The sequence below is a fragment of the Streptomyces sp. NPDC037421 genome, from assembly GCF_055602105.1.
In genome coordinates, this window is sequence record NZ_JBVJWV010000010.1 from 172,256 (window position 1) to 195,234 (window position 22,979).

Below are 22,979 nucleotides of genomic sequence, written 5' to 3' on the forward strand. Positions count from 1 at the left end.
AATCCGCCACCGTTTGTGGGAGCCGATTCCTTTACACGCCGAGTGAGGCCAGTGCCCGACGAGTGACGTCGGCCGGCGCCGCAGCGATGACGTCGTTGAGCGCATCCATGGAGGCCTGAAGGTCGCTGATGGCCTGAGCGATGCGGTCGCGCTCCTGGTGGAGGTCGGCGAGCAGGTCCGAGCAGGTGGGGACGAGGCGGTCGCCGGTGTCCCGCAGGCACGGCAGGACCGTGGTGATCGTTGAGGTGCCCAGGCCGGCGGCCAGCAGGCTGCGGATGCGGCGGACGATGGCAACGTCCTCTTCGACGTATTCCCGATAACCGCTCGGGCGCCGCTGCGGGTGGAGCAGCCCCTGTTCCTCGTAGTAGCGCAGCAGGTGCACGGCCACACCGGTCCGCCGGGACAGCTCACCGATGCGCACATGGACCTCCTGATGGTCGCGCGGGCTTGGCCCGCTCGCCTTGACTCTCATACCGGTGTGAGACTTTAGCGTCTGCGGCATGAAGGTGAACAAGGGTTTCGCGACGCTCTCCGCATTGTGCGCAAGCGTCTTCGTCGTGGGTACCTCGGAGTACCTGATCGCCGGGCTGCTGCCCCAGATCGGCGAGGATCTGGACGTCTCCGTAGGCACCGCCGGACAAGCGGTGACTGCATACGCGCTCGGCGTCGTGATCGGAGGGCCGCTCATGGCCCTGCTGACCGCGCGTCTCCCGCGCAAGGGGCTCGCCATCGGGCTGATGCTGCTGTTCGCGGCGGGTAGCGCGATCAGCGCCGTGGCGCCGTCGTTCGGCCTGCTCCTGGTGGGCCGCGTGGTGTCCTCGCTCAGTCACGCCGCCTTCCTGGCCCTGGCGTTGGTGACGGCGACTCGGGTGGTCCCGGCTGAGAAGAGGGGCTCGGCCATCGCCACCGTGGCCTCCGGCTTCACCGTGGCCACGCTCCTCGGAGTGCCCCTGGGGGCACTGCTCGGGCAGGGCGCCGGATGGCGGGCTCCATTCGCCGTGCTGACCGTTCTTTCCCTGGTGGGCGCCATGCTCATGGCCGCCGTACTGCCCCGGCAGGAGGCACCGTCCACGCGACTGCGTGACGAGATACGCGTAGTGGCACGTCGCCCGGTCATGCTGGCCATCGCCACCACCGCGGTGGGCTTCTCCGGGGTCGCCACCGTGTTCACCTACATCGCCCCGCTGCTGACCCGAGTCTCCGGCTTCTCCGCCACGGCGGTCTCCGGCCTGCTGATCGCCTACGGCGCAGGTAGTCTCCTCGGCAACCTCACCGCCGGAAAGCTGACCGACAAGTCGATGAGCGCCACCGTGCGCGGGGTCTTCGGCGGGCTCGCCGGGACGCTCTTGCTCGTCCCGTTCGCCGTGATGTGGCAGCCCACTGCCATGGCAGCAGTCCTGGTGCTCGGCCTGCTCGCCACCGCGACCATCGCCCCGCTGCAGGGACTGATCCTGCACCACGCGGGCGCCGCGCCGAACCTGGCCGTCTCCGTCAACGTGGGCGCCTTCAATCTCGGAGCCGCAGCCGGCTCGGTCATCGGCGGCGCGATCGTCGCCGCCGGCGCTCTGCGCTGGACCGGCCTGGCGGGCGCGGTACTGAGCCTGATCGGACTGGCCCTGACCCATCTCGTCCTGCCCCGGACACGGACGTCGGGGAAGGACGCCGAACCCAAAGCCTCGATCACCGCCTGATTCCCCGTCCACTCACCTCGCAAGGGAGGCCGCCATGCACGCGATCCAAATCGCTCGCCACGGCGGACCCGAAGCCCTGTCCGTCCGGGAAGTCCCTGAGGCTGTTCCTGCGCCAGCAGGCTTCCAGGCCGGGCGCCCCCGGGCCGGCCTTCAGCTCGGCGAAGTGCGCGGCCGGCGGAGGTCCCGTGCAAGGGGCGGGCGAGGCGGAGCTGGGCGGGCGCGGCCAGGACGAGCCAGGTCCATCGGTCGGCCGCTCCGGAGTCCCGCAGCTTGGGCCGGGTCCATCCGAGGGTCTGCTTGAGCAGCCGGAAGGTGTGTTCCAGCTCGAGGCGCCGCAGGAAGGACTGCCAGCACCGGTCGACGTCCTGCGTGGTGGCGCCGGTGACGGACCACCAGAGCCAGACGGGCTTGTTCACCCCGCCGCTGGGCAACTTCTCGACCGTCAAGCGGATCACGGTGCCTTCGTTGATCGGCAACGGGCCCTGGTGGTCGAGCCGGGCGGCTCGGCGCGTCAGTCCTGGGTGGAGCCGGTCCCGGCCTTGCGCGGTCGCCGCCCCGTACCGGTCGGTGTGGGTGACGGTGACCGTGGTGGCCTCGCCCCACGTGGCCGGGTCACCGAAGACGAACTCGCCGCCGTGCTTGGGCGGACGGCCGCCCCGTGGCGGGCAGATCCACGGCGCCGGGACGGGCTTGCGCATCACCCGGTCCGAGCGGAGCCGCCCCACAACCTCCACTGGGAGGCCGGCCAGGAAGTGGGCGATGCGGGGCGCGTCGTAGCCCGCGTCCAGCACGACCAGGATGCTCGGGTCGCCGACCCTCCACTGTCCGGCGTCCAGGAGCCGTCCGACGACGTCGCGGACCCGTCCGGCGGTGACCGCGGCCACGTCGGCGCCGGGCTCCAGCCGGATCGCGTCCAACAGCGCCGTCCACGAGGTCCGGCCGGTCTCCAGAGCGGCGACGATCGAGTACGGCCAGCCGGGCACCATCTGGTGCTTGCCCAGGCACCGGCGCGGCTTCACCCAGGGCAGAAGGCCACTCCCTTCCCCCCGCGCCCCGGATCCCTAGGGTGAGGGGATGAGCACTCACGCGCCGAACGAGTCCCGCGTCATCTCCCTGCGCCCGCAGGCCCCGTCGCCTGGTTCCGGCGGGCCGGCCGGCGCCCCGCGGCGGCCCGTGGGGGGTCCACAGCCACGCGCGCCGAGGGAGCCCCTGTGGCGTGACCTCGTCGGCGACGTGCTGCGGCGCGAGCGGCTCGCCCAGGAGCGCACGCTGAAGGACGTCTCGGAGGCGGCCCGGATCTCGATGCCGTACCTGTCGGAGGTGGAGCGCGGACGCAAGGAGGCGTCCTCCGAGGTGCTCGCGGCCGCCGCCCAGGCCCTCGGGCTCGGCCTCGCCGACCTGCTCCTGCTCGCCGGTGACGAGCTGGCCCGGCACGCCCGGAGCCGGCCGGTCCGGGGCCGTACGTCACCCACGTCGCCCACGGCGCAGTACGACGGCCTCTGCCTCGCCGCCTGACCGGGCCGACGGCCGGTACGGCGGGGCGCGCCCCGCCGTACCGGCCGGCTCGCCGGCCCTCGGCCACGGCCGCGCGGGCTCAGACGAACGCGAACCGTCGACTGAGCACCTCGTCGGCGAGCCCGTAGGCCACGGCCTCCTCGGCGGTGAGCACCTTCTCCCGGTCCATGTCCGCGCGCAGCGTCGCCACGTCGTGGTGCGTGTGCCGGGACAGGACCTCCTCCACCTGCGAGCGGATGCGGACCATCTCCTTGGCCGCGAGGCTGAGGTCGGAGACCGTCCCCTGCCGGCCGCCGCTGGCCGGCTGGCCGAGCAGCACCCGCGCGTGCCGGAGCACGAACCGTCGCCCGGGATCTCCGCCCGCCAACAGCACCGCCGCCGTAGACGCCGCCTGACCGACGCAGAAGGTGGAGATCGGCGCCTGCACGAACGTCATCGTGTCGTAGATCGCCATCAGCGAAGTGAACGATCCGCCGGGCGAGTTGAGATAGATCGAGATCTCCTGCTCCGGGCTCGCCGACTCCAGGTGAAGGAGCTGCGCGATGACCACGTTGGCGACCCCGTCGTCGATCTCGGTGCCGAGGAAGATGATCCGCTCGTTCAGCAGCCGGCTGAAGACGTCGTAGGACCGCTCGCCCTGCGCGGTCCGCTCGATCACGTAGGGAACCGTGTACGACCCCATGTCACAGCCCCGTCCGTCGGCGCGGCGTGGCCGGGCGGATGTCGGCCAGCGACTCCACCACCCGGTCCACCATCCCGTACTCCCTGGCCTGTTCGGCCGTGAACCAGCGGTCCCGGTCGCCGTCCCGCGCGATCGTCTCCTCGCTCTGCCCGGTGTGCTGGGCGGTGATCCGCTCGACGGCCTTCTTGGTGAACTGGAGGTTCTCCGCCTGGATCTCGATGTCCGCGGCGGTACCGCCGATGCCCGCCGAGGGCTGATGCATCATGATCCGCGCGTTCGGCAGCGCGAACCGCTTGCCGGGCGTCCCCACGGTGAGCAGGAACTGGCCCATGCTGGCGGCGAAGCCCATCGCCAGCGTCGAGACATCGTTCGGGATGAGCCGCATCGTGTCGTAGATGGCGAGACCCGCGGTGACCGACCCGCCGGGGCTGTTGACGTACAGGCTGATGTCGGAGCGCGGATCCTGCGCCGACAGCAGCAGCAGCTGCGCGCACACCCGGTTGGCCGACACCTCGTCGACCTGGGTGCCGAGGAGGACGATCCGCTGGTCGAGCAGCCTTGCCGCGAGGTGGTCGTCGAAGTGGCCGGGCAGTGTGTCGCCCTCCTCCGCGCGGGGCGCGAGCATGGTGAGGGGAGTCATCTCTTCTCCTTGTCGGGGCGGGATGCCGTCGACTCCACTCTTGACCCCGGGAACCCCCCGGACGCCGTTCCTCTGCCCCCGGCAGATCCGCCACGGGCGGACACGACGTCACGGCACTGGTAGCCGCGGCGGCCGGCGGGCGGGCGCTATTCGCGGATTCCTGAAGGTGTTCGCCGCGGAACCCGCACGTCCTGTTGTCCGGGCTTGCGTAGTAGCGGGGCAGCCGCAGAGTTCCTCGGAACGACTCCGGCCGGGGTGCGGGCCGTGGAATGGCCGCGTGGGTTCCGCGCCGTCGCGGGTGACAGCGGATCGCGCGGGGTGAGGAGGCGCGGTCAGCCAGCAGGGCGACGGGCCGGGTTCACGGCCGGCCCGGGCCGCTGTGGGGCACGTGGATGCGGGATATCACCGAGTGTCTTCGGCGGCTGGGGCGGCCGGGCCCGCCGCGGGCCAACGGCCCCCGCAGGGCCGCCAGACCAGCAGCGCTGACCCAGGGCGCGCCACGTGTACCACCGGCCGGGCGGGTGAATTTCGATCTTGATGTCCAGGCCGGACGTTGTCGGAAGAGAATCCATTCTTCGTATGGGAGGAAACGATCCGGCGCCAAGGCGCAGCCACCCTCTTTCGTCCTCTTTACATGCATTACTGGCAGGCTGTTGGGTCTCCCCTGTGACCACTCGCACCAGGCCAGGGTGCGGGCGCTGCGCCTTCGCTGCCCCGGCAGCGATCCGGGAGCGGCTCACTGAAGAGCCCGCCAAGCACGCGCTGTGCGGGCCGGGCCCCAGCGGTCCGCCCCGCCACCCCCTGCACACCCGCGGGCCCTGTCCACCGTCCCGGCGCCCTGGCACTCGAGTGTGCCCGCGCGACCGTGCCCGGCCGGCCCGTCGCCTTGCGCGGCTGCCCGGCGCTGCTCCTGTCCGTTTCATGTGCCTATCGGAGGAGCCGAAGTGCGTTCGACCTTGCGTCACAGCTCCGCCGCGCTGATCGTGGCCGCCGCTCTCACGGTGGGCCCGCTCGCATCCGCCGAGGCCCGCACCGCCGTGCGGGCCGAGCCCGCACCGCTGAACGCCAGCGCCAACGCGGTCGCCGGCCAGTACATCGGCACCCTCGACAAGGGCATCAGCCCTGCCGATGTGGCGAAGCGGGCCCTCCCCGGTGTGACCACCCTGCACACCTACAGCACCGTCCTCAACGGCTTCGCTGCCAAGCTCACCCCGGCCCAGGTGACCAAGATCCGCAACACCCCCGGCGTGGCCGCCGTCACCGAGGACAGCGTCACCAGCGCCGACCCCGCCAAGGCGCCTGCCGAGGCGCAGCCCGCGGCGAGTGCCAAGGCCGCGCTGCCGGCCCTCTCCTGGGGCCTGGACCGCATCGACCAGCAAGACAACTGGGACACAGGACTGGGCACCGGGGACGGGCAGTTCAACGTCACCCAGGACACGTCCAACGTGACCGTCTACGTCGTCGACTCCGGCATCAACATCAACCTGCCCGAGTTCGGCGGGCGTGCCACCCGCGGGTTCAACGCCGTCGTCGACGGGCAGCAGCAGGCCGACTGCTACGGCCAGGGCACCGCGGTCGCCTCCACCATCGGCGGCGACACCTACGGCGTGGCCCGCCAGGCCAAGCTCGTCGCCATCCGCGTCCTGGGCTGCAACGGCACCGGCACCGCCGCCGGCCTCATCGCCGGCATGGACTACGTCGCGGCCCAGGCCCGCCTCCAGAACAAGCCCGCCATCATGGACGTCTCCGTCGTCCTCTCCAAGAACCTCCTCGTCGACACCGCCGCCCAGGTCGCTTCCGGACTGAACGTCCTGCCCGTCGTCGCCGCCGGAAACCAGGCCGCGGACGCCTGCGGCCACTCCCCGGCCAGCGCAAACCAGGTCCTGACCGTCGCGTCCACCAACAAGTTCGACGAAGAATCCTCGTTGACCAACGGCGGCAGCTGCCAGAGCATCTACGCCCCCGGCGAAGGCATCACCGCCGCCTCCGCGGCCGGCGGCAGCGCCGTCCGCAGCAGCACCCAGATGGCCGCCGCCCACACCGCCGGCGTCGCCGCCCTCTTCAACGCCGCCAACCCCAACGCCACCTCCACCGACGTCGCCGACTGGCTCACATTCGAGTGCACCAAGGACGCCGTCACCAACGTCACCAAGGGCAGCTCGAACTGTCTGCTGTACACCGCCGGCCTCCAACGACCCCGGGGGAAATTGAGGTCCGGACGTGCTGCCCTGCCGCGATATAGAACCCGCTGAATGTAGCCAGTGTTTGGGAAGTGGCCCTGGCGTCGAACGCGACGAGGTAGTCAGGATCGTGAGTGACCAGCTGAGGCTCTCGGGTGAGGATGGGCAGTCGTGATCAACATTGGTTCGTTGCGTGAGGAGGATCGCGCCGCCTGGGAAGTGCTGGCGCGCGGTTACAAGGCGTTCTACCGCACCACGGTGCCAGACGAGGGCTACGAGGAGACTTGGCAGCGGCTACGGGGCGGTACCGAGTTCCACGGCATCGGCGCCTGGTCGAAAGGGAAGCTGGTCGGCATCGCGCACTATCTGTTCCACCCGACGTTCTGGATGGAAGACAGCTGCTACCTCCAGGACCTCTTCGTCGACGAGGCGGCACGCGGCCGAGGCGCGGCGCGGATGCTGATCGAGAAGGTGGCCGATGCATCGCGGGAGCGGGGGGCATCCCGCTTCTACTGGACCACTCAGGAGGACAACACCGCCGCCCGCGCACTGTACGACAAGGTGGCGAGCTTCAAGGGGTTCATACGCTATGACTACCCCATTGACTTGCGACCTGGAGGAAGTGCCGACGGGGCCGGTCGGCAGTGACGTGAGAAGGGCCGTGCGGGTTAGGTGAGTTGTGAAGCTGACCTGGGCCCGCACGACCTGCTCCCATCCTGCCCTGTCTGGTGTCTCCCGCGCACACTTCGGCGAGTTGTTCGCCGAACTCGCCGACCCGTGGGAGGCGGCCCGACAGTCCACGCTGCGCGTGGCGCGGGGTGGTGAACGCAAGCGGGCGGCCGGGGCAGGACGCAAGCCGAAGCTGGTTCTTCACGACAGGTTGCTTCTCACGCTGGTACACCTGCGCCATCAGCTGCCGCACAAGGCCCTGGCCGAGCTCTTCGACGTCGACCGCTCAACCGTCTCGGCGGCGATCCGGCAGGTCCGCCCGCTGCTCGCGGCACGCGGCTTCGCGGCGCCCGACCGGCCCGGGGTACGACTGCGGACGCTGGCCGACGTCTTCGCCTACGCCGAGGCCGTCGAACTGCGGCTCGACGGAGCCGAGACCCAGGTCAGACGCCCGCAGACGGGCCGCCCCGGACGCCGGGCCTTCGTCTGTGGCAAGCGGAAGCAGAACACGATCAAGACCACCACGTTCAGCGACGGACAGGGCCGGATGCTGCTGTCCGGCGTCGTACGGCCCGGCCGAATGCACGACCAGACCGCCGTGGGCACTGAGGGCATCGCCGAGCAGTTCAGGCTTCACCCGTCGGTGAAGTCCCAGGCCGACGCCGGCTATGCCGGGCTGGCCAAGGAGTTCCCCGGCCAGGTCACCGTCCCGCCGAGGAAGCCGAAGGACGACGCGTGTGACGGCGAGAAGCGGGCCTGGCACGAGGCACAGCGGCGACAGTCCTCAGGCCGGATCTGCATCGAGCACACCAACGCCGAGCTGCGGCAATGGGCGCCCCTGCGACGCTTCACCGGATGCCGTGACACCTACGCCGAGACCCATCTGGCGATCGCCGGCCTGGTCTCCGACCGCTCCGCGCGGCGCCCCACCCGCCGCCGGACCAGCACTGAACTCGTCCTCGTCCGCGACAGAGCCAGCTGATCCACCAGCCGAACCGTCAGGTCGACATGTCCGGACTCCAATTACCCCCGGGGTCGTAAGACGCCGCAGGTCGTGACCGCCGTCCGCGGCGATTCGGACTTTGCCGGTCCGCCCGCCGGGTGCGCGTCCGTCGGCGGGCTTACCGGTTCTGGTCGCCCCCATTCGCGTGCGCCTGCGGCGTGTTGGTGGGACGTACGGTGGTGGAGTCCGACGACACCATCCAGTCGATCTTGTCGTCAGCGTCGGCCGCTGACAGGACGGCGGCAAGGATCGTCTTCCGCATGCCGTCGACGGCTCCTCTGACCAGGCGTTCGTGGGCGGTCCGGAACGGGCCGAGCCTGTGGGGCAGGTCCCGTCAGGGCGACTGGTTCGGCACTTCCACGCGATGGGCCCCAAGAGCGCGGCGGTGATCGGCCTTGCCGGTTGTGGACCGCATCGGCCGGCATCAGCCGCTCGAACCGGTCCCACATCGCATTGGGTGACCACTCATTGGACCGCAGAGGTCCAAGCGCAGATCGCCGCCGAGGAAAGCCCGGCCACCGAGCAGGACACCCCTGCCTGACCCGCCGCGCCTTCCCGCTCTACCCACTGCGCGAGCGCCGCCAGGCCCCGCTGGAACGCCTGCTGCGCCCGGCCCCTTCGCCGCGCGACCGGCCGCAGGGGCTGGAGGGGGCGTCAGGTCGGGCTGTGCGCCGAGCCTGGTCAGCCGCTCCTGCTGCTCGGGCAGCAGCCGCGCCCAGGTGGCCGGCTGCTTCTGCTGCTGGAGCCACTTGCCGACGTCGTCGCCGTCGAAGACGACGCCCGCGAACCTTCCGTTGGCCCTCGGGTGCGTCGATGTCCTCGCGGTCCACCAGGGAGGCGTACGTGGCGAACACGACGACCGGCCCGTGCCCAGCCCACAGCGCGAGCTGGATCGGGTTCGTGGTGGTGCGTGTTGTCACCCGAACGAAGGTTGTTGGCTGTCCAGGGGGTGAAGGGGGTCGGTTGTGCTGTGGTTGTGGATCACTGTGCAGCAGGATCGCGGTGTGGACGTGATCGCCTTCTCTGTGGCGCCGGTGGGTATCCCGACGCTGCTGTTCACGGCTGCTGGCAGAAGTGGCCGATCCCATTGCGCACGGGTCTCGTTGCTGCGGCGCGAGCTTGGCTTGGGCGGGGCGGACGCTGCGGGTTCCGGCCTGGGGCAGCCCTGCGTCCCGACCGTGGATGCGGCGACGGGCGGTGTCTGGCTGAACGGGGGTGGGAGCGTGGGTTCCGATGCGAGTCGGCCCGGAGCCGGTGTGGCCGCGCGCACCGAGAAGGCTGGGTGACGCCTTATGGCCAGCACGTTGACGGAGCTCGTGCATTGCGACGAGGTCGGGACCGAGATGAGGGCCCTGCGGTTGTCCGCTCCGGACGACGGTTGTGGCTTTGGCAGGCTCGACCTGGTCAGCATGCCCGTCCCCGTGCCCGGTCCGACCGAGGTGCTGGTCCGCGTTGCTCTGTGTGGGATCTGCGGCACCGACACCGACGCCTGCCGGTTCAGGCCGGACAACACCTCGGTGTTCGGTGGTCCGATCAGCCTGCCTGTGGTACTTGGCCACGAGGCCTCCGGCGAGGTCGTGCGCACCGGGGCGCTGGTGACCCGGGTGAGCCGGGGTGACCTGGTCGCGCTGGAGAGCGTGTTGGCCTGTGGCACCTGCGACACCTGCCTGCGCGGCCGCCGTAACCAGTGCGAGCGCGTGGTGCTGACGGGGCTGACCGCTCCGGGCGCGCTGGCCGACTTCGTCGTGGTGCCCGAGACCGCTTGCCACCGGCTGTCCCTGCTGCGGGACAGCGGCTGGAGCCGTCAGGACACGCTGCTGGCTGGTGCGTTGCTGGAACCGCTGGGCTGTGTGTACAACGCGATTTTCGTCGAGGGCGGCGGGATTCGACCGGGGGAGAGGGTGACCGTGCACGGCCTGGGGCCGCTGGGCCTGTTCGCCGGCGTGCTGTGCCACGTCGGCGGGGCGAGCCGGGTGGTCGGGGTGGACCCGGTGCCCGGCCGCCGGGAACTCGCGCAACGGCTCGGCTTCTCGGCCTGCCTGAGCCCCACGGACGGCCAGGCCCCGCCGCCGGATACCTCCTTGCTGGATGCCGAGGTGCACGTGGAGGCCTCGGGCGACCCGGCGGTCACCCTGCCGGTCATCGAACGCCACCTGCGTCCGGGAGCCCGGTGTCTGCTGCTCTCCCGCACCGACACGGCCACCCGCCTTGACTCGAACCCCTGGGTGTCCCACGCGGCACGCCTCATCGGCGCCCGCGGACACTGCGGCGGAATCTTCCCCTACCTGCTCAACCTCTTCCTCGCCGGACGGCTCGACCCCGCCACGCTGGTCGGCGGAACGCTGTCCCTCGAGGAGGTTCCGGCCGCACTGGCCCGGGGCGCGACCGCCACCTCGGCGGGCAAGACGATCGTCCGGGTCAATGACCACTGAAAGGACAGATGCCGTGCTGGTTGGACACAAAACCGTGGCCGACACCCCGGAGGTCCGGGGCTACCTGCTCCACCACGGCCGCGCGGCCGATGAGCTGCTGACGGAGCTGGCCAGGCAGACCCGCGCCGCCGTGCCGGAGCTCGCGCACATGACGCTGCCGCTGGAGGAGGCAGCGCTGCTGACCTTCCTGGTCCGGCTCACCAACGCCCGCTCGGTGGTCGAGGTCGGCATGTTCACCGGCTCCTCGGCCATCGCCCTGGCTCGCGGACTGCCTCCGGACGGACGGCTGGTCACGTGCGAGATCGACTCCCGGTTCGCCGAGATCGCCCGGCCCCACTTCGAGCGGGCCGAGGTGGCCGATCGGATCGAGGTGCGCATCGGGCCCGCGCTGGAGACCCTGCGGGCGATGCCCGCCGGCCCGCATCTGGACCTGGCCTTCATCGACGGCCACAAGCCGGAATACCTCGACTACTGGGCGGAACTCGTACCCCGGCTACGGCCCGGCGGTCTGCTCGTCGTGGACAACAGTCTGTTCTCCGGCCAGGTGGTGCGCCCGGAGCCGGGCAGCAAGGCCGCGGGGGTGCACGCCCTCAACGAGCACGCGCGGACCGACCCCCGGGTCGACCTGGTGATGCTCAACATCGCCGATGGCCTCACCCTGGCCCGGCGCGTGGCCGACGCGCCTGGTCGTGGCGGAACGGGCCACGGCGCAGCCCAGCCTCAAGTGGCTCGCTCGTAGAGCATCTCGGTGACCAGCCTGCGGTTGATCTTGCCGCTGTAGGTCAGCGGGATCTCCTCGACGGTGATCAACTCGCGCGGAATCTTGTACTCGTCCAGGCCCACGGCGCGCAGGGCCTGGGCGACCTCCGCCAGCGTGACGTCGGGCCGGTCGACGACCACACACGGATACTCCCTGTGCCGGTCGTCCGGGCGGCAGACCACGACGACCCGGCCGAAGCGGGCCAACAGGTCCTCGACCTCGCGGGCGGGGAACTCGCGCCCACCGGCGTTGATCATCTCGCTGGAGCGGCCCAGGAAGCGCACCCGGCCGTCGACGTCGATCTCGGCACGGTCGCCGGTGCGCAGCCACCCGTCGTCGGTCACCGCGGCGTCGGTCAGCTCCGGCTCGCCCAGGTAGCCGCGGAACATCGACGGTCCGCGCAGCTGGAGTTCACCCTCGACCACACGTACCCGCGCCCTGGCGACGGGGGTGCCGATGGTGGTCGACACCGCATCATCGGGGTCGTCGTGCCGTGTGTAGGTGCCTGCCCATACCTCTGACATGCCCCACTGCACGATCACACGGGCACCGGTGATCCGATGCAGGTCCTCGACCAGGGAGGCCGGCACCGAGGCGCATCCCGTGCGTACCCAGCGCAGAGCTACCTCGCCGGCGGAGCGGGTGTCGAGCCTGCGCACGAGGTCACCGAGTTGTGCGGGCACCGCGTAGAGCACGGTGGCGCCTGTACGGGCGGCGAGGTCGAGGAAGGAGTCGGCGTCCCAGTGGGACAGCAGGGCCTGGCGGGCGCGGGTGAACAGCGTGAGGTGGATCAGCTGCAGGGTGAACCCACGGAACGGAAGGGCGCTGAGGAGCACGTCGGCCTCGGTGACCAGTCCGTCCGCCGCGATCGCCGCCGTGTTGGACAACGAGGCGTCGTGGGTGTGCAGGCAGAGCTTGGGGCGCGCCGCGGTGGTGCCGGAGGAGGGCAGCACCAGCAGCGGCATGTCGGGATGCACCGTCACCGGACCGGGCTGTTCGCCTGTCCCGTCGGCCAACAACCGCGCCCAGGTGCCGGTGTCCACGACGAACACCGGCTCGACGCGGTCGAGCACCGCACGCAAGTCAGAGGTCTCAAGCGCCGGGGGCAGAGGCAGCATGACCGCACCGATGGAGGCCACGGCGATGTGCGCGGTCAGGAATCGCCAGTCATTGGGCAGCCGGATGGCGACGACGTCACCCGACCGCACTCCCTTGCGCTGCAACCCTGCAGCCAACGCCTGCGAATCGGCCTGCCACTGCCGCCAGGTCCACGACGTCCTCCCGTCGGTCGCCGCGACGGCATCCGGCGCGACTTCGGCCGCGGCGGCGAACACCCCGGGCAGCGTCAGCCCCAGCAGGCCCGCACTCGGCTGGTCGAACAGATAGTCGGCGGTAGTGATACGCACCGGACGCTCCGATGGCAAAGGCTGAACACGGCAGATCGGACTTGCCGGAGTATAGGGGGCCAGTCGGCGCTACCGTCCAGGTCCACCAGCGCGGCGGCATGCGAGTACTTGTAGCGAACGAGGCGGTGCCGAACCGGAGCCCCACGGAGGACACCGCGCTCGACCAGGGGCTGACCCGGACAGCACGGCAAGGCCTACACCCCTGCCCGTTCCCGCCGCACCGTCAGCGCCTCGCCGGCTACCAGTCGCCCAACGGCTCCCCGTGCACCCCCGCGGCCCTGGCCCAGCGCAATGCCCGCCTCGAGTACGAGAATCCCGGCCACCAGGTCGTCCGTTCGGGTGACCACCATTCACGCTCCGTGACGAACCATCCCCAGCGCACCGTTGGAACGATCATGCGTACCTTCACGACAGCAGCTCTGGCCACCGCGGGAGCCTTCCTGGCCCAGAAGGACGTCCCCCTCCTCGACATGAAGTCCTACGACCGCGCCCCGGCCTTCCTCGACACGACCGGCTACGAGCAGGTCCGCTTCATCGCCGTCCACCCCACCGACGGCCACGAGGATACCGAGCGCGTCGAACCCACCCTCCCTGAAACCGGAGTCAGCGACGGCGCGGGCCTCTTCGACCAACCCGAGGCAGCCGACCGGAACGAAGGCAGCCGCCGCGCCGCCCCGCCCACCGTCACCATCGGCGGCGCGCCCGCCTCCCGCGGCGGCTGCTGAACCATCGTGCCCAACACCCAGGCCAGCATGGCCGTGACCGAAGCCAGGGAGCGGCCACGGCCACGCGCCGTCCTGCCAGCCCTCTGCCTCACCCAGATCACCAGCTGGGGCATCGTCTACTACGCCTTCCCCGTCCTCAACCCCACCATCACCACGAACACCGGATGGACCGCAGGAGCGACCACCGCCGCGTTCTCCACCGCACTGATCGTCTCCGCCATCGCCGGCATCTGCGTAGGCCGCGTACTGGACCACCGCGGGCCGCGCACCGTCATGACGGCCGGCTCCACCGTCGGTGTCCTGGCCCTTCTGGTCGTGGCCGCCGCCCCGAACCTGGCCGTCTTCTTCGGCGGATGGCTTCTGGCCGGGGTGGCGATGGCCGCCACCCTCTACCAACCGGCCTTCACCGCGCTCACCCGCTGGTGGGCCCCCGACCACGTCCGCGCCCTGACGTTCGTCACCCTCGCCGGAGGACTCGCCCCCACCGTCTTCGCACCCCTGACCGCAGTCCTGGCCAGCCACCTGTCCTGGCGCACCACCTACGTTGTGCTCGCAGCCGTCCTGGCCGTCCTGACCATCCCGGCGCACGCCCGCGCTCTGAAGGCGCCGTGGCCCCCGGCACCGCAGGCCCCACCCCACATGACCGCCGACAGCAACCACGTTGTGCGCTCACGGGCGTTCCGGATGCTGGCCGCCGCCTTCATGCTGTCGGCGTTCGCGATGTACGCCGTCGTCTTCGCCCTTGTCCCGCTCCTGCTCGAACGCGGCTACACCACCACCCAGGCCGCGTGGGCCCTCGGACTCAGCGGCGCCGGCCAGACCATCGGCCGCACGCTCTACGCCGCCCTCGTCCGCCGCACCAGCGCCACCGCTCGCACCACCGCCTTGATCGGCCTGGGAGGACTCACCACCGCCGCCCTCGCCCTCCTGCCCGGCCCCTACGCCCTCATCGTCCTGTTGTCCGTGCTGTCAGGAACCGTGCGCGGCAACCTCACCCTCCTCCAAGCCACCGCCGTCATCGACCGCTGGGGCGCCCCCCACTACGGCAGGCTCTCCGGCGTCCTCGCCGCTCCTGCCTACACGGCAGGAGCGTTCGCCCCCTTCGCCGGCGCAGGACTCGCCCCGCCGCTCGGCGGCTACCCTGCCCTGTTCGCGCTGCTTGCCGCGCTGTCCGCCATCGCCGCAGCCATGGCCTTCGGCACCCGCCCGCCCACCCACCCGCCTGTGTGAACGGGCGGGTGGGTGGATGCCAGCCCCTCTACCGGGCCCAGTCGACGCCCAGGTGGCCTGCTGTTTCTGCTGCTGGAGCAACTCGCCGTGTCGTCGCCGTCCATGAGCACGCCGGGTGCGATGTCGGGCAGTTGGCCGTCGGCGTCGACCAGGTCCGCGAGCACGCGCTGGTGCCGCTGCCAGTCCAGGGGCGCTCGCCGAGCACGCCAAGCGCGAGGCGTATCCTGAAGCCGTCGAGCAGGCTCGCGCCGACTTCGGCGCTCTCCAGGCCGGCGAAGCCCCCGGCCCCCGTCCCACCCTCCCTGACCGAGCGTCACTCTGATTACAGAGAGCTACTTTTCACTTCGCCGTAGCTTCGGGAGAACAGGGCCGCATCGGCTGCTGTCCTGTCGCACTGAAGCTGTCGGATTCTCACTGTGTCTCATGCGGCGTGTGTCGGTTCTCATCCAATCGAGGCATACGCTCGGGCTGCAGTGCTGGCGTCGGCTCATTGCCGGTGGGCTACGCTGTGCGGCTATGAATACCGGGATGGCCTTGCGCCGCACACGGATCGGTGACCCGGTGCTCTTCTGAGCGCCGTACGGGCTGGTTTGGGCCCGCTGTTTGATCGAGGCTCTTGCGCTGCTGCGCGGGCTCCGCCTCCGTCGTGTTGATCACAGGCTCTGCACATCAACCACGACAGGAGCAATCATGCCCACCAAGACGCTGCGGATTCCCACGACGGACGGCCAGGCCGACGCCTTCGTCGCCTTCCCCGACGACAGCGAGCGGCACCCAGGGGTTCTGATGTACGCCGACGGCTTCGGCATCCGGCCCGTGCTGCGGGAGATGGCCCGCGAACTGGCCGGGCACGGCTACTACGTGCTCGTCCCCAACTCCTTCTACCGGCACGGCCCCGCACCGCTGCTCGAACTTCCCGAGTACATCGGAGGAGAGGTTCGGCCCGCGGTGTTCGCCCAGCTGATGCCCCTGATCGAGGCGCACACCGCCGAACGTGTCCTGAGCGACGCCGACGCCTACCTCAGGTTCCTCACCACCCAGCCGGAGGTCGGCGCCGGACCGGTCGCGGTGACCGGCTACTGCATAGGCGGCCTCTACGCGATGCGCACCGCCGCGGCCCACCCCGACCATGTGGCGGCCGTCGCCGCGTTCCACGCCCCCGTGGGTGTCGACGGGGCCAACCTCTTCTCCAAACTCACCGCCCAGGTCCACCTCGGCCACGCCGAAGGCGACATGACACCTGAGGCCCTCGGCGAGCTCAACCAGGCCCTGGATGCGGCAGGTGTCGGCTACACCTCCGAGATCTACCACGGCACCATCCACGGCTTCACCATGTCCGACACCGACGCTTTCAGCGCCTCCGGGCTGAAGCGCCACTGGGATCGACTGCTCCCCCTCCTGGATCGCACCCTGGTCAACTGCTGAAGCTCCAGCCCGGAAGCCAAGCCTGAAGCGGTCCACGACCAGCAGACGGCATGGCGGGTTACACCGATATCTCCGTGGCCGTGGCCCGCCTCTACCGCGAACGAGAGTCCCGTAAAAGCCAGGTCGCTTGAGAAATCCGAGCTTCCGCGGTCGCAAGCGACCTGGCATCCCAGCTCGTCAGCGGTCCACCATCGGACAGCCGCAGTGCGACAGGACAGCTGCTCCTTCACTCGGGAGCCCCGGGCCTCACCGCCCGAGCCTGGCTCACCCTTGGCCAGCGCACCGACTGGCGCGGGCAGGGGGAGCGGGCCCGGCCTGCGGCGGACCCGGTGCACGTGGCCCGCAACGCCCACGCAGTCTGGCGGCTGCTCGTTGCCGAGGGCCCGGGCGACGTCCAGGAACTGGCCGAGGTGGCGGACATGCTCGCCGTCCTCGGCGAGGACGTCCGCCGGCAAGACGTCCTCGGCTGGACCGAGGCGGAGCCCACCGGCTGACCGGCGGACGCCCGGGGGAGAGGTCTCTCGTCGGGGGCGCGGGCGGCCCGTGCCTATAGGGCGTGTACGGGCCAGTCCCGGTGCCCGGCGTGCTGGGAGCAGTACACCGGGCCGCCTGCATCCTGGGCGCGCGCTCCAGGGCCGTGCGTACGACGTCCCTGGTCGTCATTACCTGGGGGCGCTGCGCTTCCGTTCGGCGAGTGCTTCGGGCGTGGGGGTGGGGCCCGGTGCTGAGCGAGCGCGGGCCCGGGGGTGCCGTTAGGTTCGGTTCATGGCGTACGACGAGGCGTTGGCGGAGCGGGTCCGGGAGCGGCTGGAGACGGATGGCGCGGTGGCCGAGAAGAAGGTGTTCGGTGCGGTCACGTTCCTGTTGCAGGGCAACACGCTGGGCGGTGTGTCGGGCGACGATCTGTTTCTGCGGGTGGCACTGGAGGACATGGCTGACGCGCTCGCGCGGCCCGGGGCGCGGCCGTATGAGTTCAAGGGGCGGGTGTCGAAGGGCTGGGTGTGCGTGGCCGGGGAGGTGCTGGATGACGACGCGCTGGAGGAGTGGCTGCGGGTGGCTTTGGACGCGACGGCTGAGCTGCCGCCCAAGTGACCTGGTCGGTTGACGCTGGACGGCCGCTCAGTCGTCCTTCGTGGTGGGAGCGTGCTCGTCCGGCTTGCTGGTGGTGAGCGCGCGGGCCACGTCCTGCAGGAGCTGTGCGAACTGCTCCAGGTGCGGGGCGAGTTCGGGGCTTCCTTGAAAGGTGCTGCCGGGGCCGGGGGCGAGGTCGAAGAGCTGGAGGGCGATGCGGCGGGGGGCGTCGGCGGCCAGGTTGATGGTGCTGGTCTGCGCGCCGGTGCTCTGGACGCGCCCGGGTAGGACCTGGGTGCGCTCGAGGATGGTGGCGGTGTCGGCGGGGACGGTGACGCTCAGGGTGTAGCGGGCGGGGGCGGCTGCGATGCGTGCGGCGAGGAAGGCGACGGGGTCGGTGGCGGGCAGCTCGCGGGGGGTGACGCGGCGGCCGGTGGGGGCGGGGTGGGTGAGCCGGTCCACGCGGAAGGTGCGCCAGTCGGTGCGGTCGGTGTCGTAGGCGATCAGGTACCAGCGGGTGGCCGCGACGACCAGGCTGTGCGGCTCGACGCGGCGCGGCGCGGTACCGCCGCTTCTGGAGTCGTAGGTGAAGGTGACGATCTCGTGGTCGCGGCAGGCCGCGGCCAGGACGGCCAGCGCGGAGGGGTCGGCCCCGGGTCCTCGGTCCCAGGGGACGGTGGCGGTGGCGGCATGGATCGCGGCGACCTGGTGGCGCAGCCGGGTGGGCAGTACCTGTTCCAGTTTGGCCAGGGCGCGTACCGCGCTCTCGGCGATGCCGCTCACGCCGCTGGTGGCGGTGCGCAGGGCGGTGGCGATGGCGACGGCTTCCTCGTCGTCGAGGAGCAGCGGGGGCAGGTCGGCGCCGGCGGCCAGGCGGTAGCCGCCGGCGCGGCCGGTGGTGCTTTGGACGGGGTAGCCGAGCTCGCGCAGGCGGTCGATGTCGCGGCGGATGGTGCGCAGGGTGACGTCGAGGCGGTCGGCGAGTTCGTCGCCGGTCCAGGCGCGGCGGGTCTGCAGCAGGGACAGCAGGCGCAGCATGCGGGCGGGCAGGTCCTGGGTCATGGCTGTGAGCCTGCCAGGAAAGGGTGACAGAAGCTGTCCTAAAAGGCTTCTAGCGTGGGATTCGTTCCCCGGAAGAGGACCCTCTTCTTCCTCCCCTTAGTGTTTTGGAGCGTGTCATGGAAGCGCCCCCGCTGGACATGGTCTTCGGCTTCGAGATCGACACGAGCGACGCCCGGGCCGTCAAGGACTTCTACGAACCCTGGCTGGGCTGGACCTTCGAGCCGGAGCCCGCCTCCGGTGCCGACGGCGCCGTCCTCACCCGCATCACGGCCCCGGGCGCCCTTGCCCCGACGGGCCAGATCCGTCAGCACCCCGCCGGCACCGAGGAGGCCATCAGCCTGCGTGTCGAGTCCGCCGACGTGGCCGCCGATGCGTCCCGGCTCCAGAAGCTGGGGGCGACAGTGGTCACCTTGGCGGCCGAGGACGGTGACGGCACGGTCCGCGCCCGGATCAGGGACCCGCGCGGCAACCTGCTGACCCTCGTGGCTCCCGTCGGCGGGCTGTCTCCCCAGCTCCCGCAGCCCGGCGCCATGGCCCAGTTCGAGCTGTCCACCACCGACCTGGAAGCGACCCGGGCCTTCTACGGCACGGCATTCGGCTGGGGCTTCGAGTACGACCCCGGCTCGGTCGGCACCCCGTACCACGGCATCCGGACCCGCGGCCCGATCCCCACCGGTGGCGCCTACGACCGCAGCGGCAACCCGCACGCACCGGAGTTCGCCATCATCTCCATCCTGACCACGGACGTGCCCGCCACGGTCGCCAAGGCCGTCTCGCTGGGCGCGAGGGTGGACGACGAGCCCCGGAGCACCGCCTACGGCCTGGTCTTCGCCCGTCTCATCGACCCACGCGGCAACCGCATCGGCCTGTTCAGCCTGCCGCCCCAGGGCTGAGCGGCCCGGGCGCGCCGCTGACGCCCGGGCCCGGGTCGTGACAATCCCCGCCCGGACACCGGCAGCTGCGGTCCCACTCGGAGTCGTCCTCGCCGTACCCACGGGCATCACGCTCGTCGTCGCCTGGCCGGTGAGGTCCTGGAAGTCCTTGGCCTTGCCTGCGCGGTCGACCGGAGCGGCGCCGGCTCCGCCGGTGTGCGGGGTCGGGGCGCGACGAAGGCCGACCCCAGGTCGAGGCGCTCGTCCATGTCCAGGCGGAAGGTGCCCCCGGGTTGCCGTTGGACCAGAACAGCGTGGTCAGGCCGCCACGGTCCGCATCACTAATCCCACCATGAGCCATATAGGACATTATCTGACCTATATGACCGTTACAGTCGAATCGAGAGGGCGGAAACCGCCCGTCCGACCCACAGAGGAGAAGAACCATGGCCGACACAAACCCAGGCAGCGCCCTGAACGGCAAGGTGCTGTCGCACGCGATCTGGGCCGAGGACGGAGGCGAGCTCGCGAAGTTCTACGCCGCCGCCCTCGGTGCGCAGGTCTCCGAGCCGTACCGGGACGAGGACGGAAACCCGGCGGCCTTCCCCGTGTGGGTCGGCGACATGATGTACGTCTTCTGGTCCGCCGCGTCGTTCAAAGCCCCGACCTGGCCGAGGGACGAACTCGCCTTCCACATCGACATCAGGTTCGACGACGCCCAGGCAGCGGAGAAGCAGCTCCTCGGGCTGGGCGCCACCAAGCCCTCCCACCAGCCGGGCGGGGACCACTGGACCGTCCTGCTCGACCCCTCCGGCCAGCCCTTCTGCATCAGCAGCACCCACTGACACAGGCCGCCAGCCGCCCACAGCGGCTGCGCTCACCAAGACGGCGGCCCCAGGAGTGCACGCCCGCCCCGACCGGCGGAGAAAGGAACCGCAGGGCACCCGGCGCATACCGGCCCCTCGCGCCCGCACCCTGGTGAAAGCCGCACCCGACCATGGAGGACACATGCCATTCGCCCCCTGCCTGAGTGTCAAGGACACCGCGGCCAGCATCGCGTTCTACAAACAGCTCGGCTTCGACATCGATTCCAGCACCGCCAAGCCCGGCGACGACATCCACATGCTCCTCTACCAGGGCGGATTCTGCGCCATGCTCTACAGCAACGCCGACCTGAAGAACTGGCTGCCCAGCCTGGCCGACACCCCCATCGGCTTCGCCGGCATGTTCTACCTCGGCGTGGACGACTTCGACGGCGCCCACGACCTCATCTCCCGGCACGCCGAGATCATCAAGGACACCGGCACCGACCACACCGGCCAGCGCATGTTCTACTTCCGCGACCCGGACGGCTACGTCATCGGCATCAACGACCAAGCCGCCCTCCAGGCCAGCGAACTCGGCAAATACGCCTGACCCGGGCTCCGGACAACAGAAAGGCCAGAGCCCTGAACGCGGACGAGCCCGTCGTCCACCTCGACCTGACCTTCGCCGACGTGGAGGACGCCGAGCGGCGTCCGGTCGGCCCCGGTGCCACCAAGCCGGCCCACCAGCCCGGTGGCAGGCACCGGACGGTGCTGCTCGACCCTTCGGGCCAGTCCTTCTGCATCAGCGCCGCCGGCAAGAACGGGTGAGGCACCCCCTGGTCCGCGCAGTGCAGCGGACGGACGGGGACCGAATCATCGGGGTACAGACCGTGCTCCGATCACCATCTTTGAGCGAACAAGGAAAGACCCACATGAACCACGACGAAGGCACGGCGCTGGCGGGGAAGGTGGCGCTGGTCACCGGGGCCACCCGGGGCGGGGCCCGGGCGATCGCCGTCGAGCTCGGCCGGGCCGGGGCCACCGTCTACGTGACCGGCCGCACCACCCGCGGCAAGGCGGGCGAGTCGGGCCGCCCGGCCGAGACCGTCGAGGAGACCGCCGAGCTGGTCACCGCCGCCGGCGGCGAGGGCATCCCCGTCGTGGTCGATCACCTCCAGGCGGAGCAGGTGCAGGCGCTCGCCGAGCGCATCGACCAGGAGCAAGGCCGGCTGGACATCCTCGTCAACGCCATCTGGGGCGCGGAGCACCTCGTCGAGCGCGGCAAGAAGATGTGGGACTGCGACCTCGACAACGGCCTGCGCATGCTGCGGCTCGGCATCGACACCTACTACGTCACCAGCCACTACCTCCTGCCCCTGCTGATCCGCCGCCCCGGCGGCCTGGTCGTGGAGCTCACCGACGGCACCGCAGAGTTCAACAACGGCCACTACCGTGCCCCCTTCGCCTTCGACCTCGCCAAGTTCGCCCCGTTCCGGATGACGTGGGCACTGTCTGAGGAGATCAAGGAGTACGGCTGTACGGCACTGGGCCTGGCCCCGGGCTGGATGCGTACCGAGGCGATGCTCGACGCGTTCCACATCACCGAGGACAACTGGCGCGACGGCTGCAAAGCGGACCCCACGTTCGCCATCTCCGAGACCCCGCTGTTCACCGCCCGGGCCGTCACCGCACTCGCCACCGACCCGGACGTGGCCCGCTTCACCGGCAGCTCCCTGTCCGTCGGCACCCTGGCCAGGCAGTACGGCTTCACTGACGCCGACGGATCGGCCCCCGACTCCGTCCGCTACTTCCAGGAGTACATGCGCACCGGACAGGCGCCCGACCCCGACGACTACCGCTGAGCGCGCCCCCCTGGTAGCCCGGCCGGACGAAGGACATCACCATGACTCCCGAGGACGTCGCGGAGCTCGCCCTCGCGTTGCCGGAGGTGACGGAGGAGGAGCCCTACGGTCCCAACAGGCCCGTCTACAAGGTCGGCGGCAGCATCTTCGCCATGCTCGCGGCAGCCACCAGGACCCACCCCGACCAGGTCACCGTCAAGTGCGAACCCCAGCTCGCCCTGCACCTGTGCGAGCAGGACGCGGCCGTGCGCCCGTGGTACCAGGGCCGCCGGTGGCACTGGCTCACCGTGCAGCTGGACGACGACACGATGCCCGACGAAGACCTCACCGACATGCTCCACCACGCCTGGGACTGCGTGGTGACCGACCTGCCAGCAGCCACCCGCGACCGGCTGCGCACCCTTGGCCGTGAACAGCGATGGCCTTGAGACCGTCAACGCGTGTGAAGGTCCCCCTCACTGGTGACCGCTGTGCCGGGGCAGGGCCGGACAAGGGCCTGTCAGCGATTGACCTCGAAGTTCGTCAGCACGAGCAAGGCGCGCAGGAGGTGGGTGGCGCGGGCGGGGTCGGTACGGAGTTCGGTGAGAGTCCGCCAGTTCTTGAGGTGGGCGAAGCCGTGCTCGACCGGCGAACGTCCGACGGTGAGGACGCGGTTGGCGGTCTTCTGGCCGGGTGTGAGCTTGTGGGCGCGGGTGGCGGTGAAGCCAGTGTGCGGGGACAGCGAGGGAACGATGGGGGACACAGGCAGCTCCTGACGTACGGTCGCCGTGCCGATCACGGCGACGTCCCGGACAGCCTCAAGTCCCGGACTCGCGGACAGAGCCCGGCGATTTCTCCTCCCGGAGAAACGGACAGACCGCTGTGCCGTTGCGTCGTGGTTGGCCTCATTGGTTGCCAGTTGGCCAAGGACACCTGGTGACCGGTCTGGCTTCGGGAGTTGGCGCAGCG

At 70.6% G+C, this 22,979-nt stretch carries 25 protein-coding genes and 1 pseudogene; 18 read left to right on the forward strand and 8 right to left on the reverse strand.

What is annotated here, in order from left to right; genetic code table 11:
- Positions 1–31: 31 nt before the first annotated feature.
- Complete coding sequence (locus ACZ7IF_RS17650; RefSeq protein ID WP_470972009.1) at positions 32–421, reverse strand: MerR family transcriptional regulator; 390 nt, start codon at positions 419–421, stop codon at positions 32–34.
- Between the two features lie 79 nt (positions 422–500).
- On the opposite strand from ACZ7IF_RS17650, the gene ACZ7IF_RS17655 reads away from it, so the two are divergent.
- Complete coding sequence (locus tag ACZ7IF_RS17655; RefSeq protein ID WP_470972013.1) at positions 501–1,691, forward strand: MFS transporter; 1,191 nt, start codon at positions 501–503, stop codon at positions 1,689–1,691.
- 153 nt (positions 1,692–1,844) lie between these two features.
- On the opposite strand, the pseudogene ACZ7IF_RS17660 reads toward ACZ7IF_RS17655, so the two are convergent.
- A pseudogene (locus ACZ7IF_RS17660) lies at positions 1,845–2,686 on the reverse strand (transposase); the annotation flags it as partial.
- Positions 2,687–2,765: 79 nt separating this feature from the next.
- Here ACZ7IF_RS17660 and ACZ7IF_RS17665 point away from each other — a divergent pair.
- A complete protein-coding gene (locus ACZ7IF_RS17665) occupies positions 2,766–3,206 on the forward strand; it encodes a helix-turn-helix domain-containing protein (protein WP_470972015.1) in 441 nt (146 codons plus the stop codon).
- A 79-nt stretch (positions 3,207–3,285) separates the two neighbouring features.
- On the opposite strand, the gene ACZ7IF_RS17670 is transcribed toward ACZ7IF_RS17665, so the two are convergent.
- On the reverse strand, positions 3,286–3,888 hold the full coding sequence (locus ACZ7IF_RS17670) for a ClpP family protease (protein WP_470972018.1): 603 nt from the start codon (positions 3,886–3,888) through the stop codon (positions 3,286–3,288).
- Position 3,889: 1 nt separating this feature from the next.
- A complete protein-coding gene (locus tag ACZ7IF_RS17675) occupies positions 3,890–4,528 on the reverse strand; it encodes a ClpP family protease (protein ID WP_470972020.1) in 639 nt (212 codons plus the stop codon).
- A gap of 944 nt (positions 4,529–5,472) precedes the next feature.
- Here ACZ7IF_RS17675 and ACZ7IF_RS17680 point away from each other — a divergent pair.
- The 3 genes from ACZ7IF_RS17680 to ACZ7IF_RS17690 all read left to right on the forward strand — a co-directional run bounded on the left by ACZ7IF_RS17680 (position 5,473) and on the right by ACZ7IF_RS17690 (position 8,359).
- The gene (locus tag ACZ7IF_RS17680; protein ID WP_470972022.1) at positions 5,473–6,780 is read left to right on the forward strand and encodes a S8 family peptidase; all 1,308 of its coding nucleotides are present in this window, start codon (positions 5,473–5,475) and stop codon (positions 6,778–6,780) included.
- A 99-nt stretch (positions 6,781–6,879) separates the two neighbouring features.
- Positions 6,880–7,356: a GNAT family N-acetyltransferase gene (locus tag ACZ7IF_RS17685; RefSeq protein ID WP_470972024.1), complete on the forward strand. Its 477-nt coding sequence runs from the start codon at positions 6,880–6,882 to the stop codon at positions 7,354–7,356.
- 31 nt (positions 7,357–7,387) lie between these two features.
- Positions 7,388–8,359: a transposase gene (locus ACZ7IF_RS17690; RefSeq protein WP_470972026.1), complete on the forward strand. Its 972-nt coding sequence runs from the start codon at positions 7,388–7,390 to the stop codon at positions 8,357–8,359.
- A gap of 139 nt (positions 8,360–8,498) precedes the next feature.
- Here the strand turns inward: ACZ7IF_RS17690 and ACZ7IF_RS17695 are convergent, their stop codons facing one another.
- Positions 8,499–8,642 (reverse strand): hypothetical protein, encoded by a 144-nt coding sequence (locus ACZ7IF_RS17695; RefSeq protein ID WP_470972028.1) that lies wholly within the window; start codon positions 8,640–8,642, stop codon positions 8,499–8,501.
- 1,030 nt (positions 8,643–9,672) lie between these two features.
- Here ACZ7IF_RS17695 and ACZ7IF_RS17700 point away from each other — a divergent pair.
- Entirely contained in the window at positions 9,673–10,812 is a 1,140-nt protein-coding gene (locus ACZ7IF_RS17700) for an alcohol dehydrogenase catalytic domain-containing protein (protein WP_470972030.1), read from the forward strand.
- A 13-nt stretch (positions 10,813–10,825) separates the two neighbouring features.
- On the forward strand, positions 10,826–11,551 hold the full coding sequence (locus ACZ7IF_RS17705) for an O-methyltransferase (protein ID WP_470972032.1): 726 nt from the start codon (positions 10,826–10,828) through the stop codon (positions 11,549–11,551).
- Here ACZ7IF_RS17705 and ACZ7IF_RS17710 read toward each other — a convergent pair.
- Positions 11,533–12,978, reverse strand: a complete 1,446-nt coding sequence (locus tag ACZ7IF_RS17710) for a class I adenylate-forming enzyme family protein (protein ID WP_470972034.1) — start codon at positions 12,976–12,978, stop codon at positions 11,533–11,535. The genes ACZ7IF_RS17705 and ACZ7IF_RS17710 overlap by 19 nt on opposite strands.
- A 395-nt stretch (positions 12,979–13,373) precedes the next feature.
- Here ACZ7IF_RS17710 and ACZ7IF_RS17715 point away from each other — a divergent pair, with 395 nt between their 5' ends.
- The 5 genes from ACZ7IF_RS17715 to ACZ7IF_RS17735 all read left to right on the forward strand — a co-directional run bounded on the left by ACZ7IF_RS17715 (position 13,374) and on the right by ACZ7IF_RS17735 (position 17,450).
- Positions 13,374–13,703: a hypothetical protein gene (locus tag ACZ7IF_RS17715; protein ID WP_470972036.1), complete on the forward strand. Its 330-nt coding sequence runs from the start codon at positions 13,374–13,376 to the stop codon at positions 13,701–13,703.
- 27 nt (positions 13,704–13,730) lie between these two features.
- Positions 13,731–14,933 (forward strand): MFS transporter, encoded by a 1,203-nt coding sequence (locus ACZ7IF_RS17720; RefSeq protein ID WP_470972038.1) that lies wholly within the window; start codon positions 13,731–13,733, stop codon positions 14,931–14,933.
- Positions 14,934–15,623: 690 nt separating this feature from the next.
- Positions 15,624–16,358: a dienelactone hydrolase family protein gene (locus ACZ7IF_RS17725; protein ID WP_470972040.1), complete on the forward strand. Its 735-nt coding sequence runs from the start codon at positions 15,624–15,626 to the stop codon at positions 16,356–16,358.
- A gap of 335 nt (positions 16,359–16,693) precedes the next feature.
- A complete protein-coding gene (locus ACZ7IF_RS17730) occupies positions 16,694–16,852 on the forward strand; it encodes a hypothetical protein (protein WP_470972042.1) in 159 nt (52 codons plus the stop codon).
- Positions 16,853–17,123: 271 nt separating this feature from the next.
- The gene (locus ACZ7IF_RS17735; RefSeq protein ID WP_470972044.1) at positions 17,124–17,450 is read left to right on the forward strand and encodes a TfoX/Sxy family protein; all 327 of its coding nucleotides are present in this window, start codon (positions 17,124–17,126) and stop codon (positions 17,448–17,450) included.
- Positions 17,451–17,477: 27 nt separating this feature from the next.
- Here the strand turns inward: ACZ7IF_RS17735 and ACZ7IF_RS17740 are convergent, their stop codons facing one another.
- The gene (locus tag ACZ7IF_RS17740) at positions 17,478–18,491 is read right to left on the reverse strand and encodes a helix-turn-helix transcriptional regulator (protein ID WP_470972046.1); all 1,014 of its coding nucleotides are present in this window, start codon (positions 18,489–18,491) and stop codon (positions 17,478–17,480) included.
- 116 nt (positions 18,492–18,607) lie between these two features.
- Between ACZ7IF_RS17740 and ACZ7IF_RS17745 the strand changes: the two genes are divergently transcribed.
- The 6 genes from ACZ7IF_RS17745 (at position 18,608) to ACZ7IF_RS17770 (ending at position 22,459) form a co-directional block, all read left to right on the forward strand.
- On the forward strand, positions 18,608–19,384 hold the full coding sequence (locus ACZ7IF_RS17745) for a VOC family protein (protein ID WP_470972048.1): 777 nt from the start codon (positions 18,608–18,610) through the stop codon (positions 19,382–19,384).
- Between the two features lie 425 nt (positions 19,385–19,809).
- Complete coding sequence (locus tag ACZ7IF_RS17750; RefSeq protein ID WP_470972050.1) at positions 19,810–20,208, forward strand: VOC family protein; 399 nt, start codon at positions 19,810–19,812, stop codon at positions 20,206–20,208.
- A gap of 163 nt (positions 20,209–20,371) precedes the next feature.
- Entirely contained in the window at positions 20,372–20,779 is a 408-nt protein-coding gene (locus ACZ7IF_RS17755) for a VOC family protein (protein WP_470972052.1), read from the forward strand.
- Positions 20,776–20,997, forward strand: a complete 222-nt coding sequence (locus ACZ7IF_RS17760) for a VOC family protein (protein ID WP_470972151.1) — start codon at positions 20,776–20,778, stop codon at positions 20,995–20,997. Before ACZ7IF_RS17755 ends, ACZ7IF_RS17760 begins: the two co-directional genes overlap by 4 nt.
- A gap of 104 nt (positions 20,998–21,101) precedes the next feature.
- On the forward strand, positions 21,102–22,031 hold the full coding sequence (locus ACZ7IF_RS17765; RefSeq protein WP_470972054.1) for an SDR family oxidoreductase: 930 nt from the start codon (positions 21,102–21,104) through the stop codon (positions 22,029–22,031).
- A 41-nt stretch (positions 22,032–22,072) separates the two neighbouring features.
- Complete coding sequence (locus tag ACZ7IF_RS17770) at positions 22,073–22,459, forward strand: MmcQ/YjbR family DNA-binding protein (protein ID WP_470972056.1); 387 nt, start codon at positions 22,073–22,075, stop codon at positions 22,457–22,459.
- A 71-nt stretch (positions 22,460–22,530) separates the two neighbouring features.
- On the opposite strand, the gene ACZ7IF_RS17775 is transcribed toward ACZ7IF_RS17770, so the two are convergent.
- Positions 22,531–22,773: a transposase family protein gene (locus tag ACZ7IF_RS17775; protein WP_470972058.1), complete on the reverse strand. Its 243-nt coding sequence runs from the start codon at positions 22,771–22,773 to the stop codon at positions 22,531–22,533.
- Between the last annotated feature and the right edge of the window lie 206 nt (positions 22,774–22,979).